19 protein-coding genes, 3 tRNA genes and 1 pseudogene are annotated in these 21,883 nt (G+C 74.3%); 12 read left to right on the top strand and 11 right to left on the bottom strand.

Annotation, left to right across the window (positions count from 1 at the left end):
- Positions 1–29: 29 nt before the first annotated feature.
- Genes purL through purS form a run of 3 tightly spaced genes read right to left on the bottom strand, consistent with a single transcriptional unit; the run spans position 30 to position 3,222 of the window.
- Positions 30–2,279 (bottom strand): phosphoribosylformylglycinamidine synthase subunit PurL, encoded by a 2,250-nt coding sequence (gene purL / locus HPT28_RS25425; RefSeq protein ID WP_219094145.1) that lies wholly within the window; start codon positions 2,277–2,279, stop codon positions 30–32.
- Entirely contained in the window at positions 2,276–2,956 is a 681-nt protein-coding gene (gene purQ, locus HPT28_RS25420; RefSeq protein WP_219094143.1) for a phosphoribosylformylglycinamidine synthase subunit PurQ, read from the bottom strand. The genes purL and purQ overlap by 4 nt, the downstream gene beginning before the upstream one ends.
- Positions 2,953–3,222: a phosphoribosylformylglycinamidine synthase subunit PurS gene (purS, locus tag HPT28_RS25415; RefSeq protein ID WP_219094141.1), complete on the bottom strand. Its 270-nt coding sequence runs from the start codon at positions 3,220–3,222 to the stop codon at positions 2,953–2,955. Before purS ends, purQ begins: the two co-directional genes overlap by 4 nt.
- Positions 3,223–3,607: 385 nt before the next feature.
- On the opposite strand from purS, the gene HPT28_RS25410 reads away from it, so the two are divergent.
- The 7 genes from HPT28_RS25410 (at position 3,608) to HPT28_RS25380 (ending at position 7,221) form a co-directional block, all read left to right on the top strand.
- Entirely contained in the window at positions 3,608–3,925 is a 318-nt protein-coding gene (locus HPT28_RS25410; protein ID WP_219094139.1) for an Lsr2 family protein, read from the top strand.
- A 178-nt stretch (positions 3,926–4,103) separates the two neighbouring features.
- Positions 4,104–4,175 (top strand) — tRNA-Gly (locus HPT28_RS25405).
- Positions 4,176–4,249: 74 nt separating this feature from the next.
- Positions 4,250–4,322, top strand: a tRNA-Gly gene (locus HPT28_RS25400).
- A 169-nt stretch (positions 4,323–4,491) separates the two neighbouring features.
- A complete protein-coding gene (locus HPT28_RS25395; protein ID WP_219094137.1) occupies positions 4,492–5,472 on the top strand; it encodes an ABC transporter ATP-binding protein in 981 nt (326 codons plus the stop codon).
- Positions 5,469–6,236, top strand: coding sequence for an ABC transporter permease (locus HPT28_RS25390; RefSeq protein WP_219094135.1), 768 nt, complete (start codon positions 5,469–5,471; stop codon positions 6,234–6,236). Before HPT28_RS25395 ends, HPT28_RS25390 begins: the two co-directional genes overlap by 4 nt.
- A 124-nt stretch (positions 6,237–6,360) precedes the next feature.
- Positions 6,361–6,433, top strand: a tRNA-Gly gene (locus HPT28_RS25385).
- A 131-nt stretch (positions 6,434–6,564) separates the two neighbouring features.
- On the top strand, positions 6,565–7,221 hold the full coding sequence (locus tag HPT28_RS25380) for a hypothetical protein (RefSeq protein ID WP_219094133.1): 657 nt from the start codon (positions 6,565–6,567) through the stop codon (positions 7,219–7,221).
- A gap of 57 nt (positions 7,222–7,278) precedes the next feature.
- Here the strand turns inward: HPT28_RS25380 and HPT28_RS25375 are convergent, their stop codons facing one another.
- Complete coding sequence (locus HPT28_RS25375) at positions 7,279–8,016, bottom strand: SLATT domain-containing protein (RefSeq protein ID WP_219094131.1); 738 nt, start codon at positions 8,014–8,016, stop codon at positions 7,279–7,281.
- Positions 8,017–8,326: 310 nt separating this feature from the next.
- Here HPT28_RS25375 and purD point away from each other — a divergent pair, with 310 nt between their 5' ends.
- From purD to HPT28_RS25355, 4 genes are all read left to right on the top strand, one after another.
- On the top strand, positions 8,327–9,598 hold the full coding sequence (gene purD / locus HPT28_RS25370) for a phosphoribosylamine--glycine ligase (protein WP_219094129.1): 1,272 nt from the start codon (positions 8,327–8,329) through the stop codon (positions 9,596–9,598).
- A gap of 410 nt (positions 9,599–10,008) precedes the next feature.
- A complete protein-coding gene (locus HPT28_RS25365) occupies positions 10,009–11,667 on the top strand; it encodes a hypothetical protein (RefSeq protein ID WP_219094127.1) in 1,659 nt (552 codons plus the stop codon).
- A 183-nt stretch (positions 11,668–11,850) separates the two neighbouring features.
- On the top strand, positions 11,851–13,341 hold the full coding sequence (locus tag HPT28_RS25360) for a N,N-dimethylformamidase beta subunit family domain-containing protein (RefSeq protein WP_219094125.1): 1,491 nt from the start codon (positions 11,851–11,853) through the stop codon (positions 13,339–13,341).
- Positions 13,342–13,471: 130 nt separating this feature from the next.
- Positions 13,472–14,398 carry a phosphoribosylaminoimidazolesuccinocarboxamide synthase gene (locus HPT28_RS25355; RefSeq protein ID WP_219094123.1) on the top strand — a complete coding sequence of 309 codons (927 nt, stop codon included), beginning with the start codon at positions 13,472–13,474 and terminating at the stop codon, positions 14,396–14,398.
- Between the two features lie 38 nt (positions 14,399–14,436).
- On the opposite strand, the gene HPT28_RS25350 is transcribed toward HPT28_RS25355, so the two are convergent.
- The 6 genes from HPT28_RS25350 to HPT28_RS25325 all read right to left on the bottom strand — a co-directional run bounded on the left by HPT28_RS25350 (position 14,437) and on the right by HPT28_RS25325 (position 20,824).
- On the bottom strand, positions 14,437–15,126 hold the full coding sequence (locus tag HPT28_RS25350) for a GntR family transcriptional regulator (RefSeq protein ID WP_219094121.1): 690 nt from the start codon (positions 15,124–15,126) through the stop codon (positions 14,437–14,439).
- A 10-nt stretch (positions 15,127–15,136) separates the two neighbouring features.
- Positions 15,137–16,507: an aspartate aminotransferase family protein gene (locus HPT28_RS25345; protein WP_219094119.1), complete on the bottom strand. Its 1,371-nt coding sequence runs from the start codon at positions 16,505–16,507 to the stop codon at positions 15,137–15,139.
- A 127-nt stretch (positions 16,508–16,634) separates the two neighbouring features.
- Positions 16,635–17,309, bottom strand: a complete 675-nt coding sequence (locus HPT28_RS25340; RefSeq protein WP_219094117.1) for a class F sortase — start codon at positions 17,307–17,309, stop codon at positions 16,635–16,637.
- A gap of 26 nt (positions 17,310–17,335) precedes the next feature.
- Positions 17,336–17,983, bottom strand: a complete 648-nt coding sequence (locus HPT28_RS25335; RefSeq protein WP_219094115.1) for a hypothetical protein — start codon at positions 17,981–17,983, stop codon at positions 17,336–17,338.
- A 235-nt stretch (positions 17,984–18,218) separates the two neighbouring features.
- A complete protein-coding gene (locus HPT28_RS25330) occupies positions 18,219–19,895 on the bottom strand; it encodes an ABC transporter permease (RefSeq protein WP_257579420.1) in 1,677 nt (558 codons plus the stop codon).
- Positions 19,892–20,824, bottom strand: coding sequence for an ABC transporter ATP-binding protein (locus tag HPT28_RS25325; RefSeq protein ID WP_219094113.1), 933 nt, complete (start codon positions 20,822–20,824; stop codon positions 19,892–19,894). Before HPT28_RS25325 ends, HPT28_RS25330 begins: the two co-directional genes overlap by 4 nt.
- Positions 20,825–20,922: 98 nt before the next feature.
- Between HPT28_RS25325 and HPT28_RS25320 the strand changes: the two genes are divergently transcribed.
- Complete coding sequence (locus tag HPT28_RS25320) at positions 20,923–21,558, top strand: MarR family transcriptional regulator (RefSeq protein WP_308119520.1); 636 nt, start codon at positions 20,923–20,925, stop codon at positions 21,556–21,558.
- Here HPT28_RS25320 and HPT28_RS25315 read toward each other — a convergent pair.
- A pseudogene (locus tag HPT28_RS25315) lies at positions 21,526–21,883 on the bottom strand (hypothetical protein); the annotation flags it as partial. The gene HPT28_RS25320 and the pseudogene HPT28_RS25315 overlap by 33 nt on opposite strands.

Raw genomic sequence — 21,883 nt, 5'->3', positions numbered from 1 at the left:
CCTCCTGCGCGTGCGTCCGCGCGTCCGGGTCAGCCGAACAGCGCGGGGATGGTGGCCTCGTGCACCGCGCGCAGCTCGGCCAGCGGCAGGGTGAACTGCCCCTGAAGCTCGATCGCGTCGCCGTCCAGGACGCCGATCCGGAGCGCGGGCAGACCGCGGGCGGCGCACATGTCGGTGAAGCGCAGTTCCTCGCTGCGCGGCACGGACACGATGGCCCGCCCGGCCGACTCCGAGAACAGGAACACGAACGGGTCCAGGCCGTCGGGCGTGACCAGCCGGGCGCCGGTGCCGCCGCGCAGGCAGGACTCGACCAGCGCCTGGACGAGCCCGCCGTCGCTCAGGTCGTGGGCGGCGTCGATCATGCCGTCCCGCGAGGCGGAGACGAGGATCTCGGCGAGCAGCCGCTCGCGCTCCAGGTCGACGGCCGGGGGCCGGCCGCCGAGGTGGTCGTGCACGACCTGCGACCAGGCGGAGCCGCCCAGCTCCTCCCGGGTGTCGCCGAGCAGGTAGACGAGCTGACCCTCCTCGGCGAAGGCCATCGGGGTGCGCCGGGTGACGTCGTCGATGACGCCGAGCACGCCGACGACGGGCGTCGGGTGGATGGCGACGTCGCCGGTCTGGTTGTAGAGGGAGACGTTACCGCCGGTGACCGGGGTGCCGAGGGTCTGGCAGGCGTCGGCGAGCCCGCGGCAGGCCTCGGCGAACTGCCACATGCCCGCCGGGTCCTCCGGCGAGGGGAAGTTGAGGCAGTCGGTGACGGCGAGCGGGGTGGCGCCCGTCGCGGCGACGTTGCGGTAGGACTCGGCCAGGGCGAGCTGGGCGCCCGCGTAGGGGTCGAGCTTGGCGTAGCGGCCGTTGCCGTCGGTGGACACGGCCACGCCGAGGTTGGACTCCTCGTCGACGCGGATCATGCCGGAGTCCTCGGGCTGGGCCAGGACGGTGTTGCCGAGCACGTACTTGTCGTACTGCGAGGTGATCCAGGACTTGTCGGCCTGGTTGGGCGAACCCACGAGCCTGAGGACCTGCTCGCGCAGCTCCTCGGCGTTCGCCGGGCGGGCGAGCGCCTCGGCGGCGTCGGCCTGGAGGGCGTCCAGCCACTCGGGGCGGGCCATCGGGCGCTCGTAGACCGGGCCGTCGTGGGCGACGGTGCGCGGCGGGACATCGACGATCTGCTCGCCGTGCCAGAAGATCTCCAGCCGGTCGCCGTCGGTGACCTCGCCGATGACGGTGGCCGTCACGTCCCACTTCTCGCAGATCGCGAGGAAGCGCTCGACCTTCTCCGGCTCGACGACCGCGCACATGCGCTCCTGCGACTCGCTCATGAGGATCTCCTCGGGCGAGAGGGTCGCGTCGCGCAGCGGCACGTCGTCCAGCTCCACGCGCATGCCGCCGGTGCCGTTGGAGGCCAGCTCGGAGGTGGCGCAGGAGAGCCCCGCGGCGCCGAGGTCCTGGATGCCGACGACGAGCTTCTCGGCGAAGGCCTCCAGGGTGCACTCGATGAGGAGCTTCTCCTGGAACGGGTCGCCGACCTGCACGGCGGGCCGCTTGGAGGGCTTGGACGAGTCGAAGGTCTCGGAGGCCAGGATGGAGGCGCCGCCGATGCCGTCGCCGCCGGTGCGGGCGCCGTAGAGGATGACCTTGTTGCCGACGCCGCTGGCCTTGGCCAGGTGGATGTCCTCGTGCTTCATCACGCCCACGCACAGGGCGTTGACCAGCGGGTTGCCCTGGTAGCAGGAGTCGAAGACGACCTCGCCGCCGATGTTGGGCAGGCCCAGGCAGTTGCCGTAGCCGCCGATGCCGGCGACGACGCCGGGCAGCACGCGCCGCGTGTCGGGGTGGTCGGCGGCGCCGAAGCGCAGCGGGTCCATGACGGCGACGGGTCGGGCGCCCATGGCGATGATGTCGCGCACGATGCCGCCGATGCCGGTGGCGGCGCCCTGGTAGGGCTCCACGTAGGACGGGTGGTTGTGCGACTCGACCTTGAAGGTCACCGCGTAGCCCTCGCCGACGTCGACGACGCCCGCCTGCTCACCGATGCCGACGAGCAGCGCGTCGGAGTGCGAGGCCTTGTCGCCGAACTGCTTCAGGTGGACCTTGCTGCTCTTGTAGGAGCAGTGCTCGGACCACATCACCGAGTACATCGCCAGCTCGGCGCCGGTGGGGCGGCGGCCGAGGATCTCGCGGACGCGCTCGTACTCGTTCTCCTTGAGCCCCAGCTCGGCCCAGGGCTGGGCGGCGTCGGGGGTCTCGGTCGCGTGCTTGACGGTGTCGAGGGTCATCGTGCGTCCACCAGCGTCTTGAGGGCGGAGGTGAAGAAACCGAGGCCGTCGGTCGTGGGGCCGGTGAGGGCCTCGACCGCGTGCTCGGGGTGCGGCATGAGGCCGACCACGTTCCCGGCCTCGTTGGTGATCCCGGCGATGTCGCGCCGCGAGCCGTTGGGGTTGCCGTCCAGGTAGCGGAAGACGACGCGGCCCTCCGCCTCCAGCGCGTCGAGCGTGCGCTCGTCGGCGACGTAGCCGCCCTCGCCGTTCTTCAGCGGGACGGTGATCTCCTGCCCGGCGGCGTAGTCGCGCGTCCAGGCGGTGTCCGCGTTCTCGACCCGGAGCCGCTGGTCGCGGCAGACGAAGTGCAGGTGGTCGTTGCGGGTGAGCGCGCCGGGCAGCAGGTGCGACTCGCACAGCACCTGGAAGCCGTTGCAGATGCCGAGGACGGGCATGCCGTCACGGGCCTGCTCGATGACCGTCTCCATCACCGGCGAGAAGCGGGCGATGGCGCCGCAGCGCAGGTAGTCGCCGTAGGAGAAGCCGCCCGGCAGGACGACGGCGTCGACCTGGTGCAGGCTCGTGTCGCGGTGCCACAGCTTCACCGGCTCGGCACCGGCGATGCGGACGGCCCGCAGCGCGTCGGTGTCGTCCAGGGAGCCGGGGAAGGTCACCACCCCGATCCGCGTCGTCATGCCGGGGCACCTTCCTCGGCGGGCTCCTCCACACGCACGGTGAAGTCCTCGATCACGGTGTTGGCCAGGAAGGTCTCGGCCATTTCACGGACGCGGGCGAGGACGGCGTCGTCCACCGGCCCTTCCACGTCCAGCTCGAAACGCTTCCCCTGACGCACGTCCGTGATGCCCTCGAATCCCAGCCGCGGCAGCGCGCGCTGCACGGCCTGTCCCTGGGGGTCGAGGATCTCCGGCTTGAGCATGACGTCGACTACGACGCGAGCCACAGGTACTCCCGGTGGTGTTGGTGCTTGGCTGCCCGGTGCCGCGTCCGCCGGGGGCGTCGGTGAGCCCCTCGGTTCCTGCGCGACCGCAGGTTCAGCGTACCGGGCGAGAGAATCTACGCGAGTAGATATCCGTGCCCATTTATCACGTTCACATCTCGGGGCGCGGAAACCCTGCACGCACCGAGCGGAGAAACGTAGGGTCCGATTGCGGCCGGACACGCGAACCGAATTTCCCGGGCTTCTTTCCTGGCCCGCACAATGCGATGATGTCGGCCAGACAACGGAATAAGCGGTATCCGCTCATCTCGCACGCGCGACGTCCCCGCATGTCAGCGCGGATTTGAACACCGCTTGCCGAACTCATGACGAGGAAGGACCCATATCCGTGGCACAGCGTGTTGTGGTCACACTCTCCGACGATCTGGAAGGCGGTGAAGCCGCTGAGACGGTCGCCTTCGGGCTCGACGGGAAGTCGTACGAGATCGATCTCAACACGGCAAACGCAAAGAAACTGCGCGGCGCCCTCGCCCCCTATGTGCGGGCCGGCCGCAAGCGCTCGAAGTCGGGGAGGACGTACCAGCGCACCTCCGTCGCACCCAACCCGCAGACGGTCCGCGCCTGGGCCCGGTCCCACGGGTACGACGTGCCCGCGCGCGGCCGCATCCCGAAGAAGGTCTACGAGGCGTTCACGGCGGCGAGTTGAGCCGAGCCCCCCAGCCGACGCCGGGTGGCGCCGCCCGGTGCCGGGCGCCCGGCACGGGAGCGGGAGCGCACCGCCGGAACCGGACCCCGTCCTCGACTTGCACGATCCCCGGGGTGATCCGCTACAGTCTGGAGCACGCCGCGAGGGCGGGCCGGAAAGGCCCGAAATCGCAGGTCACGCGGGTGTAGCTCAGTAGTAGAGCGCCCTCTTTCCAAGAGGGAGGCGCAGTGTGCAATCCCTGTCACCCGCTCCGCGTACTCAAGTGGTCCAAGCGATCAGGTAGAGTAGCTGATGCGCCACTCGGTGAAAGCCGAGTGGATGCGTGCGGACGTAGCTCAGTTGGTAGAGCGCAACCTTGCCAAGGTTGAGGTCGCGAGTTCGAGCCTCGTCGTCCGCTCCGGAGTGAGAAGCCCCGGCCAGTTCACAGCTGGCAGGGGCTTCTCGCATTGTCGCACCCGGTTTCACCCTCTCCCTCCTCCCCGAGCCTCCCCGCCCCAGGTCCAGGTTTTCGGCGGGTGTGACGTCCAGCACTGCACACCCCCGCCGCCGACGGGGAGGCTGGCTCGATGCGAGCGGAACATGCGATCGAGGCGGAAGGGCTCTGGCGGCGCTACGGCCCCAGGGGAGCGGGCGGTTTCGACGCCGTGCGCGGGCTGGACTTCACGGTGGCGCACGGCGAGCTGTTCGCCCTGCTCGGCACCAACGGCGCGGGCAAGACGTCCACCGTCGAACTGCTGGAGGGCCTCGAACGCCCGGCCCGGGGCCGCGTCCGCGTCCTCGGGCACGACCCCTACGCCGAGCGCCGCGCCGTCCGCCCGCGCATCGGCATCATGCTCCAGCAGGGCGGCTTCCCCGCGGAGCTGACCGTCCGCGAGACGGCCCGCATGTGGGCCGGCGTCACCACCGGAGCACGTCCGCCAGCCGAGGCGCTGGAGCTCGTCGGGCTCCAACAGCGCGCGGGCGTGCGGATCAAGCAGCTCTCCGGCGGCGAACGGCGCCGCCTCGACCTCGCCCTCGCCCTGCTCGGCAGCCCCGAGGTGCTGTTCCTGGACGAGCCGACGACGGGCATGGACCCGGAGGGCCGCCGCGACACGTGGCGGCTCGTGCGGGAGCTGCGGGCCGACGGCACCACCGTCGTCCTCACCACCCACTACCTCGACGAGGCCGAGGAGTTGGCCGACCGGCTGGCGATCATGCGGGGCGGACGCATCGTCGTCACGGGCACCCCGGCCGAGGTCACCGCCGCCCGGCCCTCCCGCATCCGCTTCACCCTGCCCGAGGACGTGGCGGCCGAGCGGCTGCCCCTGCCCGCGACCGCCACCGTCGAGGAAGGCCGGGTGGAGATCCGCACCCGGCACCTTCAGGAGGAGCTGACCGAACTGCTGCTGTGGGCCCGGCGGGAGGATGTCACGCTCTCCGGCCTGGACGCCCGGTCGGCCTCGCTGGAGGAGGCGTTCCTGGACATCGCCCGCGGCCGGGACGAGGCCCCTCCCGCCGGCGGATCCGGACACGCCGACGGGCGGGAGAAGGCGGAGGTGACGGCATGACCACGGCCGCTCTGGGACGGATGCGAGCCCTCGGCCGGGCCGAGCTGACGCTGCTCCTGCGCAACCGCAGCGCGGTGTTCACCGCCCTGCTGGTGCCCCTCCTGCTCGTCTTCACGTTCCGGATGTCCCTGTCCGACTCCCTCGTGGAGGCGACCGCGCTCAGCGCGGGCGGGCTGGTGCTCTCCGGCGGCCTGGGCGTCGTCCTCGTCATCGCCGTCTACGCGAACCTGGTCTCCGCGTACGTCGCGCGGCGCGAGGAGCTGGTGCTCAAGCGGCTGCGCACGGGCGAGTCCTCGGACGTGGAGATCCTCGGCGGCACCGCGCTGCCCTCGGTGCTCATCGGACTCGTGCAGTGCCTGCTGCTGATCGCCGCCGGGGTGGCGGTGGTCGACATACCGCTGCCCGGGCGCGCCGACGTGCTGCTCCTCGGGCTGCTGCTCGGGACGGTGATGATGACCGGCCTGGCCGCCGCGACCTCCGCCCTGACCCGGAGCCCGGAGAGCGCGCAGATCACGGTCATGCCGCTGATGATGCTCTCCTTCCTCGGCTCCGGGCTGATGGTGCCGCTGGAGGTCATGCCGGACGCCGTCGCCGACGTCGCCCGGCTGCTGCCGCTCACCCCGGTCGTGGAGCTGGTCCGGTACGGCTGGTTCGGCGAGGGCACCGGCGGCGACGTCGCGCTCGCCGTGGGCCTCGCGGTGGCCTGGACCGCGTTCGCGGTGTTCGCCGTCCGCCGCTGGTTCCGCTGGGAGCCGCGCCGCTGAGCGACGGCGGACCGCCCGCGCCCCGCGCGGAGGCGGCGCGTCCGGCGCTCGCCCGACCACCGGGAACGGGGCGGCACGGGGCGTGGCCGATGGCATATACTCGGCTGCGCGCCGTGGGGCGCAGGCGGACGTAGCTCAGTTGGTAGAGCGCAACCTTGCCAAGGTTGAGGTCGCGAGTTCGAGCCTCGTCGTCCGCTCCGCAGGTCAAGGGCTCCGGCTGTGCCGGGGCCCTTCGCCGTGATCGCCTTCGGCACTACGCTGGCGGGACGACGCCCGATGACGCCACCGACACCCGGCGTCACCGCATCTGAGCGCCCTTGGAGTCACCTTGGCCTGTGATCTCTGGTTGGTCCCCCTCGTCGACGTGCTGTGCCACAGCCCCGACAACCCGCTGGCCGAGGAGATCGCCGTCTTTGACCAGGCGCTGCACCGCGCCGGGCTGCCCCCCGTACCCGTGCACGGGTACATGCCGGGGCTGTCCGGGGACGTGGCGCCCGTCGCCGGGTTCGACTACGACGCCCTGCACTTCCTGCGCCGCGCCTACCTGCTCCAGCTCCACGGGCTCCAGGTGACGCCCGTGGACTCCCTCGGCGGGGACTACGAGCAGCTGTTGGAGATGTTCGAGGACACGGCCCGCCGGTCACACCTGGTGTGGCACTACGACCACGCTGGCGCCTACGTCCCCGTCGACTTCGCGGAGCCGCTGACCGGCGAGGAGCTGGAGGAGTCAGGCGGGCCGCTCGGGTCCAGCCAGGGGCTGCTGCGCGAACTGCACGCGGTGGCCCCGGCCCTCGGGCTCGACCCGGACAACCCGCCGCCCGCCCCGCCGCCGCCCGCGGGCCCGACGGAGCTGAGCGAGCCCGCCGCCGCACCGCCCCCCGGCTCCACCGACGGGCCCTTCGCCCGCGAGGTCCACGTCTGGCTCGGCCTGCACGCGGCCGCCACCCGCAGCCTCGCCCAGGGCTCGATGATCCTGTTCTCCTGACCGTCAAACACCCCGGCACGTTGGCGTGTTCGCCCGCCGCGCGGCGACCGGGAAGGGTCAGCGGGGGTTCTCCGGGGGGCGTTGGCGGGGCATGTTGGGGCGGGCGCCCGGGGGCGGCACCGGGAAGCGCGGGAGGCCGCCCGGGCCGGACGGCTCACTGCGGGGGGCCGTCCATCCCGCCGACGCCGGGCTCTGGGTGAACCGCGAGACCGGCCCGGGCCGGAACGTCACCATCCAGTCGACGGTCTCGACCCGGACCAGCTCCGTCACGTCCTCGGTGAAGCGGCGCAGCATGGTCAGGCAGCGCTCGGCCGCCTCGCCCGCCGAGCCCTCCGTCGGGCCGAGCACCTCGCGCACCGCTTCCGCCGCCCAGTCGTACTGGAGGGTCTCCAGCCTGCGCTGCACCGCCTGGGCGGCGCACAGGTCCCGCATCCACCCGGCCGTGCAGCCGAACCAGCGGTCGGCGCCGAGGCAGAGCGCGGCCCCCAGCAGGGCGAGGAAGCCCCAGGCTCCCACCCCCGCGAGGACGCCGCTCAGTTCGAGCACGGGCAGCACCCCGCCCGCCGCGGCGCCGAGCGCGGCGCCCGTCCGCAGGGCCCGCGCGCCGCGGCGCTTCCACGCCCGGTCGGCCAGGTACCAGTCGACGACGGCGAGCGCGCCCTCCTCCACCCACTCGTACAGCTCGTCGAGCCGCTCGGCCGGCTCCCCCCAGTCCCCCAGTGGGAAGGTGCGCCCGAGCACTTCGCCCCGGCCCTCCCGCCTGCCACCCCCGGGTTGCATTTCCGGCTGACTCACCCGCCACTCCCAACCACAGGACGCTCTCGCACCTCACGAGGCACCCTTCCTATCGCGGGCGACAGGGCCAATCAGGGGCCTCGCGGCCGTTTCCGCCCGGAAGTGGCTTGCGGTCAGGTAAGGCATCCCCCAGCGCCTCACCCGAAAGGGTGGGTGAAGCCGTGGCCCCCCGCTTGCCGCCACGGCCACCGCTGTCGCCGGGTGCGCGCCACGCGGACCGCGCGGCCGTCCGCCCGCCCGCCGGGTGCCGCCCGCCCTCGCGGCCGCCCGCCTGCCGCCGGGCGCGGGGGCGGCGACTAGGCTTCGGCCCGTGAAGGTCCTCGTCATCGGCGGCGGCGCCCGCGAACACGCCCTGTGCCGCTCCCTCTCCCTCGACCCCGACGTCACCGAACTGCACTGCGCTCCCGGGAACGCGGGCATCGCCGAGGTGGCGATGGCGCACACGGTCGACGTCCTCGACGGCACGGCCGTCGCCGAGCTGGCCGGTGCCCTCGGGCTCGGCTCCGGCGACCTGGTGGTGGTCGGCCCCGAGGCCCCGCTCGTCGCCGGGGTCGCGGACGCCGTGCGCCGCCGTGGCATCCCCGTCTTCGGGCCCTCCGCCGAGGCGGCGGAGCTGGAGGGGTCCAAGGCCTTCGCGAAGGACGTCATGGCCGCGGCCGGGGTCCCGACCGCCCGGGCCTACGTGTGCGCCACCGAGGCGGAGGTCGACGAGGCGCTGGACGCCTTCGGCCCGCCCTACGTGGTCAAGGACGACGGCCTGGCCGCGGGCAAGGGCGTCGTCGTCACCGAGGACCTGGCCGCCGCCCGGGCCCACGCGCTGGCCTGCGAGCGGGTCGTCATCGAGGAGTTCCTCGACGGTCCCGAGGTCTCCCTCTTCGCGGTGACCGACGGCGAGACGGTCGTCCCCCTCCAGCCCGCGCAGGACTTCAAGCGGGCCTACGACGCCGACGAGGGCCCCAACACCGGCGGTATGGGCGCCTACTCCCCGCTGCCGTGGGCCGAGCCGGGGCTGGTCGACGAGGTGCGGCGGACGGTGCTCCAGCCCACCGTGGACGAGCTGCGCCGCCGCGGCACTCCGTTCTCGGGCCTGCTCTACGCCGGTCTGGCGGTGACCTCGCGCGGTGTGCGGGTCATCGAGTTCAACGCCCGCTTCGGCGACCCGGAGACGCAGGCGGTCCTGGCCCGGCTGAGGACGCCGCTGTCCGGCCTGCTGTACGCCGCGGCCACCGGCGAGCTGGCGGCGTTCCCGCCGTTGGCCTGGCACGACGGCGCGGCCGTCACCGTCGTCGTCGCGGCGAAGGACTACCCGGCCTCTCCGCGCACCGGGGACCCGATCGGCGGCCTGGACGAGGTGGCGGCCGAGGACGCGCCGGACGCCTACGTGCTGCACGCCGGGACCCGGCGGTCCGAGGACGGGCGGGTCCTGAGCGCCGGCGGGCGCGTCCTGTCGGTGACGGCGACCGGCGCGGACCTGGCCGCAGCCCGGGAGCGGGCCTACCGCGCCGTGGGCCGGATCACGCTGGAGGGCTCCCACCACCGCACGGACATCGCCCGGAAGGCGGCGGAGCAGGACGTGCGATAACGGGGCAATCGGGGCACCCACGGCACCGCCCGATGGGCAATACCTCTCCCCAAAGCCATTCCATCGAGTGACCGTCACCCAGGACCTGCTGACGCCGGTACGCACCCCGCACTAGGGTTCCGCGCGGCGGGCACCGAGCGTCGCGGACGTTCGGTCGTCATGTGGTCGGCACGTGACCGCCACGCGGCCAGGAGCCTCGTGGTCGGCGCGCGGCCGCCGCCGCGCCGTGGGCGTCGCGACAGCGTCGCCGCACGTCGCGCCACGTCCGCACGCTCGACGACGTGGCACATCCACGTGGCGTCCGGGCCAGTCGATCGACTGGCCCACCGCACATTGCGATGTCGGAGCCCGGTGCGACAGTGGGTGCATACCGAGGTACCCAGGTCGTCCCGGCAGGGGGTGAGCGGTCCATGGCAGTTGTGGGAGCGGGCGGGGCCCGGTCGGCGCGGGAGCACGCGCTGGCCGTCCTGCGCATCCGCGGCGCGGCCTTCGCCGTCGCCCTGCTGCCCACCGCGGCGGCCGTCGTGCTGCTCACCGCGGTGAGCACGGGTCACCTGGGCGGGAGCTGGGCCGGGCTGCGGCTGCCCGCCGTGCTGCTGGCCGTGGTGGTCGCGATCGCCGGGGCCGCGGTCACGGTGGTCATCGCGCGGGCGCGCACCGCCTCGGCGCCGGCCGTGCCCGTCGTCGAGTCCTCGGCACCCGAGCTGTACCGCATGGTGCGGGAGCTGGCCGGGCGGCTCGACGTTCCGGTGCCCTCGGCCATCGCCCTGACACCCGACTGTGACTGCTGGCTGGAGGAGCCCGGCCGCTCCGGGTCCGCCCCGCCCGTGCTGGTGATCGGCTCGCCGTTCCTGTGGTGGATGCGCATCTCCGAGCTGCGGGCGCTGCTCGCGCCCGTCGTCGCCGGCACCGGCCCGGCCGCGCATCCCGACATCGCCGCGGCCCGCCGCTTCGTCCGCGCGCTCGACGCCGCGGCGGTCCACCCCCGCATCGGGCGGCTCGCCCGCATGCTGCTGCGGGCGGCGGGCGGCCACGCGGCGGAGATGGAGCGCCTGGTGGCCGCGGCGGCCGCGGGCCGGGCGCAGAGCGTCGACCACGGGCTGCGGATGCTCGCCCAGGAGCAGGTGGGTCTGGCCTACGCGGGCTGGGACCGGCTGCTGACGCGGGTGGCGCTGCCCGCCTGGCGCACTGGCCGCTGGCCCTCGCGGCTGGACGTGGGCGTGGTCTCGGCGCTCACGGAGCTGTCCCGGCGGGACCGGATGGCGGAGGGTTTCGCCTCCAGGCTGGGCGAGCGTCCCGCGTGCGATCTGCTGGAGGAGCCCGGGGCGATCGACGAGCAGGTGTCCCTGCTGGCCGCCGAGCTGTTCTACGGCGCGCCCGCCCCCGGTGGCCCCGGCTGGTCCCCGGTGGACTGGCCGGCCTACCCGCGCGAGGTGGTGGACCGTATCTGGCGCACCGAGTCCGCCCGGCTCTTCTCGGCGCTGGACGCCACGGAGGGCCCGGAGCCGGCCGAGCGCACCCCGAGCGTTGTCCCGGCCGAGCGGTACGGGGCGCCGGGCCACCGGGCGTCCCTGGGCGCGGGCCCCCCGGGCGGGGACGGACGGGTGCGGGGCGGCGGGCGCGGACACGGGTGCGGGTCCACGCTGGAGCGGGTGCTGGCCCGGCTTGCGGACGAGGAGTCGCGGGGGATGGTCGCCGCCCGGATCACGGCGGACACGGCGCGTGCGGAGCGCCGCCCCCCGCCGCCGCCCCCGGGGACGGCGGGCCTGATACCGGACGCCACCGGTGACTCCGCCCCGCTGGGGCTGCCGGCCCCCGCCGTGCGCGGGGCCGGGGAGCTGCTGGCCGACCACGTGGTGGCCGTGGTGTGCTGCGCCGCCGTGGACAGCGGCAGCGGCGCCCCCGGGCTCGACTGGCTGGACGGCCCGGCCCTGCTCATCGAGGGGGAACGCCGCGCCGATCTGCGGCAGCCGGCGCTCGCGCTGGCCGAGGAGGGCGACGGCGCCCCGCTGCGGGGCTGGCTGACGGCGGCCGGTATTCCGACGGACGCTCCGGTCCGGCTGGGCTGAGCAACCGGCGCCCGCCGGGCGGCCCGTGGACGCGCCCGCGCGCTGGGGCTGGGACGCGGGGCCCGGGGCGCGGGCCGGGGACGCGCCCGCTGGGCGCAACCAATCGCGACGAACGGTGACCGCACCGGTGCACGATGTGATGTGCTTGCTGGTGGCCAGGAGCCGGTGAGGGAGGGGATTCCCATGGCGGTGGAGCAGATCCGGCGGTGGGAGTCGGGCGCGCTCGCGCACGCGGTGACGGACCCCTTCGGCAAGGGGCCCCTGCCGTGGCTGCGGGAGGGCGAGCACTACTTCGACAACGGCCGGGTCGTGCCCTGGTACGTGGACCGCGAGACGCTCGACGCGAGCGGGCGCGTCCTGCCCGTCCAGCGGGGCTCCTCGGGGCGGGCCACCCAGGGCGTCGACGACGTGGCGTGCCAGATCAAGGGCTTCGTGTCGACGGGCTCGGTGGCGCCGGGCGAGTCCGTCGACTTCCGGGTCACCGTCAATCCGCCGCAGCCGTTCGGCGTGGACGTCTACCGGATCGGACACTACGGGGGCGCGGGCGCCACCAAGATCACCACGAGTCCGCGGCTGTCCGGGACGGTCCAGCCGCCGCCGCTCGTCGCCGAGCGGACGGTCTCGTGCCACCACTGGTGGCTGTCCTGGCGGCTGCCGATCCCGTCGGACTGGAGCACCGGCGCCCACGTCGCCGTCCTCACCACGGCCGACGGCCACCGCTCCCACATCCCGTTCACCGTGCGCGACACCCGCCCGGCCGAGCTGCTGCTCGTGCTGCCCGACATCACCTGGCAGGCCTACAACCTCTTCCCGGAGGACGGCCGCACCGGGGCGAGCCTCTACCACGCGTGGGACGAGCAGGGGCGGCTGCTCGGGGAGCGGGAGGCCGCCGTCACCGTCAGCTTCGACCGCCCCTACGCCGGGGCCGGGCTGCCGCTGCACGTGGGCCACTCCTACGACTTCGTCCGCTGGGCCGAGCGCCACGGCTACGACCTGGCGTACGCGGAGGCCCGGGACCTGCACGCGGGCCGGGTCGATCCGGCCCACTACCGGGGCGTCGTCTTCGCCGGGCACGACGAGTACTGGACGGTGCCCATGCGCCGGGCCGTGGCCCGCGCCCGGGACTGCGGCACGTCCCTGGTGTTCCTGTCCGCCAACACCATGTACTGGCGGGTCGAGCTGGGCAGGCTGCCCTCCGGTGAGCCGGACCGGCTGCTGAGCTGCCGCAAGCGCCGGGGCCCGGGGCGGGCCTGGCTGTGGCGCGAGCAGGGCGAGCCCGAGCAGGCGCTGCTGGGCATCCAGTACGCGGGGGCGGTGCCCGCGCCGGCCCCGCTGGTCGTGCGGAACGCGGACCACTGGCTGTGGGGCGGCACCGGGGCCGCCGAGGGCGAGGAGCTGGCCGGCCTGGTGGCGGGCGAGGCGGACCGCTACTTCCCGCGGGCCCCGCTGCCCGCCCACACCGACCGCATCCTGCTGGCGCACTCCCCGTACCGGGACGCCGGAGGGGCGCGTCGGCACCAGGAGACCTCGCTCTACCGGGCGGCCAGCGGGGCGCTGGTCTTCAGCTCGGGGACGTTCGCGTGGACGCCCGCGCTGGACCGCCCCGGCCATGTGGACCCGCGCGTCCAGCGGGCGACGGCGAATCTGCTGGACCGCATCTGCAAGCGCGGCTGACGTCCCCGGCGCCGGGTACCCGGTGGCCGGTCGCCGGGGGCGGCTCCCCGGCCCGGCCCACCCCCGCACGCCGGACGGCGCGGCGTGCGGGAGAATCGCCGGTGTTCGTCGCACACTCCATGGAGGACTGGTGTCCGGATTCGTCGAGAAGCCCGAACCCGTAGCGGTAGCGGGTCTGGAGCATCTGCACACCGGGAAGGTGCGCGATCTCTACCGTGACGGGGCGGGCAACCTCGTGATGGTCGCCAGCGACCGGATCTCCGCCTTCGACTGGGTGCTGCCGACGGAGATCCCCGACAAGGGCCGCATCCTCACCCAGCTCTCGATGTGGTGGTTCGAGCAGCTCGCCGACCTGGTGCCGAACCACGTGCTCTCCACGGACGTCCCGCCCGGCGCCCCGGCGGACTGGGCGGGCCGGGTCATGGTGTGCCGTTCGCTGCGGATGGTTCCGGTGGAGTGCGTGGCGCGCGGCTATCTGACCGGCTCGGGTCTCGTGGAGTACGAGGCCACCCGGACGGTGTGCGGGCTGGCGCTGCCCGAGGGCCTGGTCGACGGCTCCGAGCTGCCGGCGCCGATCTTCACCCCCGCGACGAAGGCGGAGGTGGGCGAGCACGACGAGAACGTGTCGTACGAGGAGGTCGCGCACCGAGTGGGCGCGGAGACGGCGGCCCGGCTGCGGCAGCTGACCCTCGGCGTCTACGGCCGGGCCCGGGACACCGCGCGCGAGCGCGGGATCATCCTGGCGGACACCAAGTTCGAGTTCGGCTTCGCGGCGGGCGAGAGCGGCACGGACGGTGGGGACGGCGAGCTGGTGCTGGCCGACGAGGTGCTGACGCCGGACTCCTCGCGGTTCTGGCCGGCCGACGCCTGGCGCCCGGGGCAGACGCAGCCCTCCTACGACAAGCAGTTCGTGCGGAACTGGCTCTCCTCTCCGGCCTCGGGGTGGGACCGGCGTGGTGAGCAGCCCCCGCCGCCGCTGCCGGAGGATGTCGTCGCGCAGACGCGCGCCAAGTACGTCGAGGCGTACGAGCGCCTCACCGGCCTGCCCTGGTCGTAGCCGGTTCCGCCGGGAGCCGCGGAGCGGGGCGGGGCGGGTCAGGGCGTCGTGGCCAGGGAGCGCCCGAGCTCCAGGGCGTGCGTGTTGTACTCGGCCAGGATGCGCCGCGCCGTCGTCGCGTCGCCCGCCTCCAGGGCCGCGACGAGGTCCAGGTGCCCGGCCCACAGCAGGCCGCGCAGCTCGCCGCGGGCGCGCAGCAGCGGGACGGTGAAGACCCAGGTCTGGATGCGCAGCCGGTCGAGGAAGTCGGCGACGTAGCGGTTGCCGACGAACTCGCCCAGCTCGCGCCAGAACCGCAGGTCGTAGCCGATGAGGATGTCGAGGTCGCCAGCGAGGGCGGCCCGGCGGGCCGCTTCCGCGCGGCGCCGGACGGAGGCGACGGCCCCGGCCTCCGCTCCGGCCTCGGTCCGGGTGAGGGAACCGTCTGCCACCGCGGCGCGGAAGACACCCTCGATGACGAGGGTGCGGGCCTCGACCATGGCCGTGAAGTCGGCGAGCGTGATCTCCCGCACCCGGAAGCCGCGGTGGTGGTCGGTGTCCAGGAGGCCCTGGGCGGAGAGGTCCACCAGGGCCTCCCGTACCGGGGTGGCGGATACGCCGTACTGCTCGGCGATCTCCTTGACGGTGAAGGACCGTCCGGCCGGGAGCCGTCCGGCGAGCACCTCGTCGCGCAGGGCTTCGGCGAGCTGCTCGCGCAGGGTGCTTCGGGTGATGGGGGCGGGCGGCATGGCGGACACCCTACGCGGCGGGCGCGGCCCCGGCCGTGGTGTGGGCGTCGGCGAGGGCGAGGGCCTCGTCGAGGACGGCGAGCCCCTCCTTCACCTCGGCCTCGCTGATCGTGCAGGGCGGGACGACGTGCAGGCGGTTGCCCACGACCAGCGGCCACAGGCCGTTCCGCTTGCAGGCGGCGGTGAACTCGGCCATGGGGCGGCCCGCGTCGCCGGTGGGCTGGAGGGGGATGAGCGGTTCGCGCGTCTCTCGGTCGCGCACGAGCTCGACGGCCCAGAAGACGCCGGTGCCGCGGACCTCGCCGACGGCGGGGTGGCGCTCGGCCAGCGCCCGCAGGCCGGGGCCGAGCGCGGTGGCGCCGATGTGGGCGGCGTGCTCGACGATGCCCTCCTCGGCCATGGCGTCGAGGGTGGCGACGGCGGCGGCGCAGGCGAGCGGGTGGCCGGAGTAGGTGAGGCCGCCGGGGTAGGGGCGGTCGTCGAAGTCGGCGGCGATCTTCGCGGAGATCGCGACGCCACCGAGCGGGACGTAGCCGGAGTTCACGCCCTTGGCGAAGGTGACGAGGTCGGGGGTGACGTCGTAGTGGTCGAGGGCGAGCCAGGCGCCGGCCCGGCCGAATCCGGCCATCACCTCGTCCAGGATGAGGACGATGCCGTGGCGGTCGCAGATCTCGCGCACGCCGGGGAGGTAGCCGGGCGGCGGGATGAGAATGCCGGAGCCGCCGGGGATCGTCTCCAGGATGACGGCGGCGATGGTCTGCGGCCCTTCGAGGGCGATCGTCTCCTCCAGGTGCGCGAGGGCGCGCTCGCACTCCTCCTGCTCGGTGGTGGCGTGGAAGGAGGAGCGGTAGAGATAGGGGCCGCGGAAGTGGACGACGCCCGCGGTGCCGGTGTCGCTGGCCCAGCGGCGCGGGTCTCCGGTGAGGTTGATCGCGGTGCTGGTGGCGCCGTGGTAGGAGCGGTAGGCGCTGAGCAGCTTGGGCCGCCCGGTGTGCAGACGGGCCATGCGTACGGCGTTCTCGACGGCCTCGGCGCCGCCGTTGGTGAAGAAGATCTTGTCCAGGTCCCCCGGCATGCGTTCGGCGACGAGCCGGGCGGCCTCGGAGCGGACGTCGACGGCGAAGCCGGGGGCGACGGTGCACATCGTGGCCGCCTGCTCCTGGATGGCGGCGACGACCTTGGGGTGCTGGTGGCCGATGTTGGCGTTGACGAGCTGGGAGGCGAAGTCGAGGTAGCGGTGCTCGTCGTAGTCCCAGAAGTAGGAGCCGGCGGCGCGGCGGACGGGCAGCGGGTCGAGCTGGGCCTGCGCGGACCACGAGTGGAAGACGTGCGCGCGGTCGGCCGCCTTCACGGTGGCCTTGTCAGCGGGCGTGTTGCTCATGGTCTGCGTACCTCACAGCTCGCGTCACCGGGTGTGGGGCTTCAGCGTATCCGGCCGGTCTTCCGGCATGCGGACGCCGCCGTCACCTCTGGGGTGGCCGGCGGCGTCCGGGCCGGGCTCGCGGGTGTCAGCCCTTGATGCTGGCGAAGGCGACGATATTCGCGTCATAGCCGTCCTTCTTCGTCCAGGTTCCGCCGCAGGTGATGAGGCGGAGCTGCGGGTTCTCGGTGGGGCCGTAGACCCGCTCGTTGGGGAAGTCGTCCTTCGGGTACTGCTCGACCGAGTCCACGGCGAAGATCACCGTGGAGCCGTCCTTGCGCTCGACGACGACCTCGGCTCCCGGTTCGAGCGAGCCGACCCCGGCGAAGGCCGCGGCCCCCTTCTTGCTGTCGAGGTGACCGATGAGCAGCGCGGGCCCCTGTTCGCCGGGCGACGGCCCGCCGCGCCACCACGCGGCCCGGTCGGCGTCGTCCTTGTCCGGGACGGGTGGGGTGCCGTCCGGCTCGGCGTCGGCACCGAAGACCTCGATGTCGGCGCCGATCTGCGGAAGGTAGAGCCGGGTCGGTGCCGAACGGGGCATGACGGGGTAGTCGGCCTCGGGCGACTCGGCGTCCACGGCCCCGGGGCGCGAGACGCCCTCGGCGACCATCGTGATCCCGGAAGCGCGGGCGGCGTCCCGCTTTTCTCCGCCGCCCTCGGGCACGGCCGCGCACAGTGCTCCTGCCACGAGCACGGTCACGGCGGCGGCCACCGTCTCCAGACGGCGACCGCCCGCCGCGATCCGCTGCTGACGCGTCGTCATGGGTATCCGGGATATCCGGGGGCGGCTCACGCCTGGTCCCCGCCGGTGCGGCGACGCCAGACCAGGAAGTACCCGGCGGCTCCCGTGACGGCCAGGCCACCGGCGACGGCGGCGGCCGTGGTGGCGCTGGGAGCGGCGGACTTCGACTCGGCCGCAAGGCCGCCGAGGCCGGCGTTGGCCGCGCCGCCGACACCACCGGTGAAGGTGAAGGTGCCGGTGAGCCGCTTGTGGTTCTTGCAGTAGCCGGTCACCTCGTACTTCTTGCCCGGCGTCAGGCCCTCGTGCATGACCTTGGCGGTGGCGAAGACCTTGTGGCGGCGGTGGTCGCGGTGCGGGTCGCCGCCGGTGTTCCTGCCGTCGTCGCCGTTGACCTCGACGTCGTTCTCGATGTTGTTCTCGCCGTCGTGGTGACGCCGGTCGTGGTGGTGTCGGTGGTGGTGACGGCCGTCGGTGTGGGCCTGGCTCCACTCGAAGGCGTCCGAGGCGACGGTGCCGTGCCCGCCGTCCCGGCACAGGGCCTTCACCTTGACGACCGTGCCCGGGCCGCCGGACGAGGGGTGGAGCTTGAGGCCGCCGTGACCGCCGGTGTCGCCGCCGGCGAAGGCCGGGGCGGCCATCCCGAGGACGAGCGCGGTGGACGCGGCCGCTGTGGCGAGGGTTCGCATCTTCTGCATCAGGAGTGTGACCTCCGGTCTGAGGGCGCGCGTGCAGGGGCCGTTCCCGAGCGGTGACCGCGCGCCTGGTCCCCATGCGAACAGCGGCCCGGGCGCGTCGCACCCCGGATACCTCCCGCCGGGTGCCGCCTTGAGCCATCAGGGGGCGCCGCGTCCCGGGAAACCCGCCCGACGGCTCGTCAGTTCGGCCCGCGCCCCGGGGCCGCGCGGGAGGACCCGGTGAGCGGACGGCGCGTCAGGTCGTGTCCAGGTCCCGGCGCCGCAGCCCGGCGAGCCCGAGGGCGACGAGGGCGGCGGCCAGCAGCGTCAGCACCAGCAGCGGAGTCCAGGCCACGGGGTCGGCGGGCAGGCTGGGCACGTGGCCGAACGGCGAGAGCCGGGCCAGCCAGTCGGGCAGCTGCAGGATCGGGCCGAGGTAGTCCACGACGAAGCCCCACAGCGGCACCGCCCACGCCAGCGGCAGGGCGCGCGGTAGCCAGCCGAACAGCACCGCGCTGACGCCGACGGTCACCCACAGGGCGGGCGCGTACGCCAGGGCCGCGCCGGTCAGCTCCGGCACCAGAGCGGCGTCCCCGGCCGTGGCCGCGCCGAGCGTGCCGAAGCCCAGCCCGGCCGCGAGCAGGACGAGGGTGCCACCGGCCAGCGCGACGGCCAGATGGCCCCCGGCCCAGCGGGCGCGGGAGAGCGGGGTGGCCAGGAGGGGTTCGGCGCGCCGGCCGGTCTCCTCGGCCCGGGGCCGGGCGGCGGCCAGCACGGCGTGCACGGCCGCGATCACCGCGAGCACGATCATGACCATCGCGGCGAAGGACTCCACGACGCTCGCGCCGCCGATCTCGGCCAGCACGTCCTCGACCGCGGCGATGTCGTCGAGCATGTCCTCGGCGTCCCCGAGGACGGAGCCGTAGGAGGCGCCGAGCAGGAACAGCGCCACGCAGAAGCCGAGCAGCAGCCCGCGCTGCAGGCGCCAGGCGAGGCCGAGCGGGTGGAGGAGCGCGGCCCCCGCGCGCGGGGGCCCGCCGCGGGCGGGCCGCAGCCCGGCGCCGAGGTCGCGGCGGGTGCTGAGCCGTACCGCCAGGGCCGTGGTGGCGACGGCGACGGCGAGCGCGAGCAGCAGCGGCCACCAGCGGTCGTCGACGTACACGTAGGTGCGCTGGGCCCAGCCGATCGGCGAGAGCCAGGACAGCGCGCCACCGCCCCCGTCGGCGCCGCTCACGTCGCCCACGGCACGCAGGGCGTAGGCGAGGCCGAGCACCGCGAAGGCGAGCCCGGAGGCGCCCCGGGAGTGCGGCGTGACCTGCGCGGTGACGGCGGCGACGGCGGCCAGGACGAGCCCGACGGCCGCGTGCGCGGCGCCGTACAGCAGGGAACCGCCCCAGTCGATGTCGGGGATGCCGGCCGTACCGAGGACGAGGGCCAGGGCCGCTGCCAGGGCGACCATGGCCACGGTGGCGGTGCCCAGCGCGGCGGCGAGCGGCGCGTGCCGGCCCACGACGGCGGAGCGGACGAGTTCGGCGCGCCCGCTCTCCTCCTCGGCGCGGGAGTGCCGGGTGACGGTCAGGACGGCGAGGAGGGCGGCGAGGACGGCGGTGAACCCGAGCATCTGGTGCCCGAGCATGGCGCCGTGGGTGTAGTCGGTGAGGTAGTGCTCCGGCCCCGAGGTGGCCAGGGCCGCGGGGCTGCCCATCGTCTCGGCGGCCGAGCGGCGGGAGGCGGGCGTGGTGTAGAGGTCGCGGAGGCTGGTCGCGGTGAGGAGGGTGCCGAGGGACAGGGCGAGGATCCAGACCGGCAGCCGCACCCGGTCCCGGCGCAGCGCGAAGCGCAGCAGCCTGCCGGTGCCGGTGAGGGTGCCGGTGCGCTCGGGGCGCGCCGGTTCCGTGCGGGCGCCGCGGGCGGGATGGGTCGTCGTGTTCATCGTCCGCTCTCCGAGGCTTCGGCGGCGTCCGCGGCGGTGTCGTGCACGCGGTCGCCGTAGTGGCGCAGCATCAGCTCCTCCAGCGTGGGCGGGTGGCTGACGAGGCTGCGGACCCCGGCGGCGGCGAGCAGCCGGACGACCTCGTCGAGCCGGCCGCCGTCGACGGCGCAGCGCACCCGGCCGTCCTCGACGCTCAGGTGGTGCACGCCCTCCAGGTCGGCGAGGCCGGGGACGGGGCGTTCCGTCTCCGCCTCGACGGTGGTGCGGGTGAGGTGTCGCAGCTCGCCGAGCGTCCCGGACTGCACGATCCGCCCGAGCCGGACGATGCTGACGCGGTCACACAACTTCTCGACCTGCGCCAGGATGTGACTGGAGAGCAGGACGGTGCGGCCGGCCGCCTTCGCCTCCCCGATGAGCTCCTGGAAGACGGCCTCCATCAGCGGGTCGAGGCCGGCGGTGGGCTCGTCGAGCAGCAGCAGCTCGGCGTCGGAGGCGAGCGCGGCGACGAGGGCCACCTTCTGCCGGTTCCCCTTGGAGTAGCTGCGGCCCTTCTTGGCCGGGTCGAGGTCGAAGCGTTCGAGCAGCTCGTCGCGGCGCCGCCGGTCGACGCCGCCGCGCAGCGAGGACAGCAGGTCGATCGCCTCTCCGCCGGTGAGGTTCGGCCACAGCTCGACGTCGCCCGGCACATAGGCCAGCCGGCGGTGCAGGGCCACGGCGTCCCGCCACGGGTCGCGGCCGAGCAGCTGTGCGGCCCCGGAGTCGGCGCGCAGCAGCCCGAGCAACACGCGGATCGTCGTGGACTTCCCGGCGCCGTTGGGCCCGAGGAAGCCGTGCACCTCCCCCCTGGCCACGGTGAGGTCGAGACCGTCCAGCGCACGGGTGCGACCGAAGGTCTTGACGAGCCCGGATGTGGAGATCGCGTTCACCATGGCTGCGACGGTACGCTTGTTTCAGAAATTTGTGAAGTTAGGAGAGCGTCAAAAGACGCCCTCGCCCCCACCGCCACTCACCTGCGAAGATGATCTACGTGTCCCCTGAATCCACTGATGCCCCGAAGGACCCACGCGAGGACCCACGCGAGGACCCGCAGGAAGGCCCTCGTGAAGCCCACCGCGCCGGCGCCGACGACGACGCGGGGGTGCACGCCGAGTACTCCGCCCCGGTGGCGGCCTTCGTCGAGCGGCTGGCCGGCGACCTGACCGAGGCCGGCATGCAGCGCATGGCCGCCCGCGTCTTCGCCTGCCTGCTCGTCTCCGAACAGGGCGCGCTCAGCTCCGCCGAGCTGGGCCGGCGGCTGCGGATCTCCCCCGCCGCCGTCTCGGGCGCCGTCCGCTACCTGGGGCAGCTCCACATGCTCACCCGCGAGCGCGTCCCCGGCTCCCGCCGCGAGCGCTACCGGCTGCACGCCGACGTCTGGTACGAGTCGTTGACCAGCCGCGAAGCCCTCATGAACCGCTGGCTGAACACCTTCGAGAGCGGCCTCGCCGCACTGGAGCCCGGCTCCCCCGCGGGCCGCCGCGTCGCCGAGACCGGTGAGTTCCTCGCCTATCTGCGGGACGAGCTGCACGGCGTCATGGAGCGGTGGCGCGAGCGGCGCGAACAGCAGGACGCCGACCGTCCGGAGCCCGGGTCAGGACGCGGGGAGGGTGAGGCGGACGGCTGACGGCGACACCGTCCACGTCCGGGTGCGGAACTCCGGGCCCGAGACGGTCACGGCCCGCGCCCGCGCCCGCACCGGGGACTCCCCCGACGGCACCCGGGCCGCGTTCGCCGGCCGCACCACCACCTCCGCCAGCCCACCGCCCGCGCCGCCCGGCTCGGTGCGCACCGAGACCTCCACCACAGGGCGCCCCGGATCGGCCAGCAGCACGCCGTCGGCCTCCACCCGGAGCCGGGGCAGCGGCACCGAGGCGCGCCGCCCCGGCCACATTCGCGCCGCCCGCCGCCCGAGCGGGCCCAGCACCCGCCCCGACCCCCCGGCCGCGACC

The sequence above is a fragment of the Streptomyces sp. JJ38 genome (assembly GCF_019303475.1).
Lineage (GTDB): Bacteria > Actinomycetota > Actinomycetes > Streptomycetales > Streptomycetaceae > Streptomyces.
This window is presented reverse-complemented; position numbering and strand designations above follow the sequence as displayed.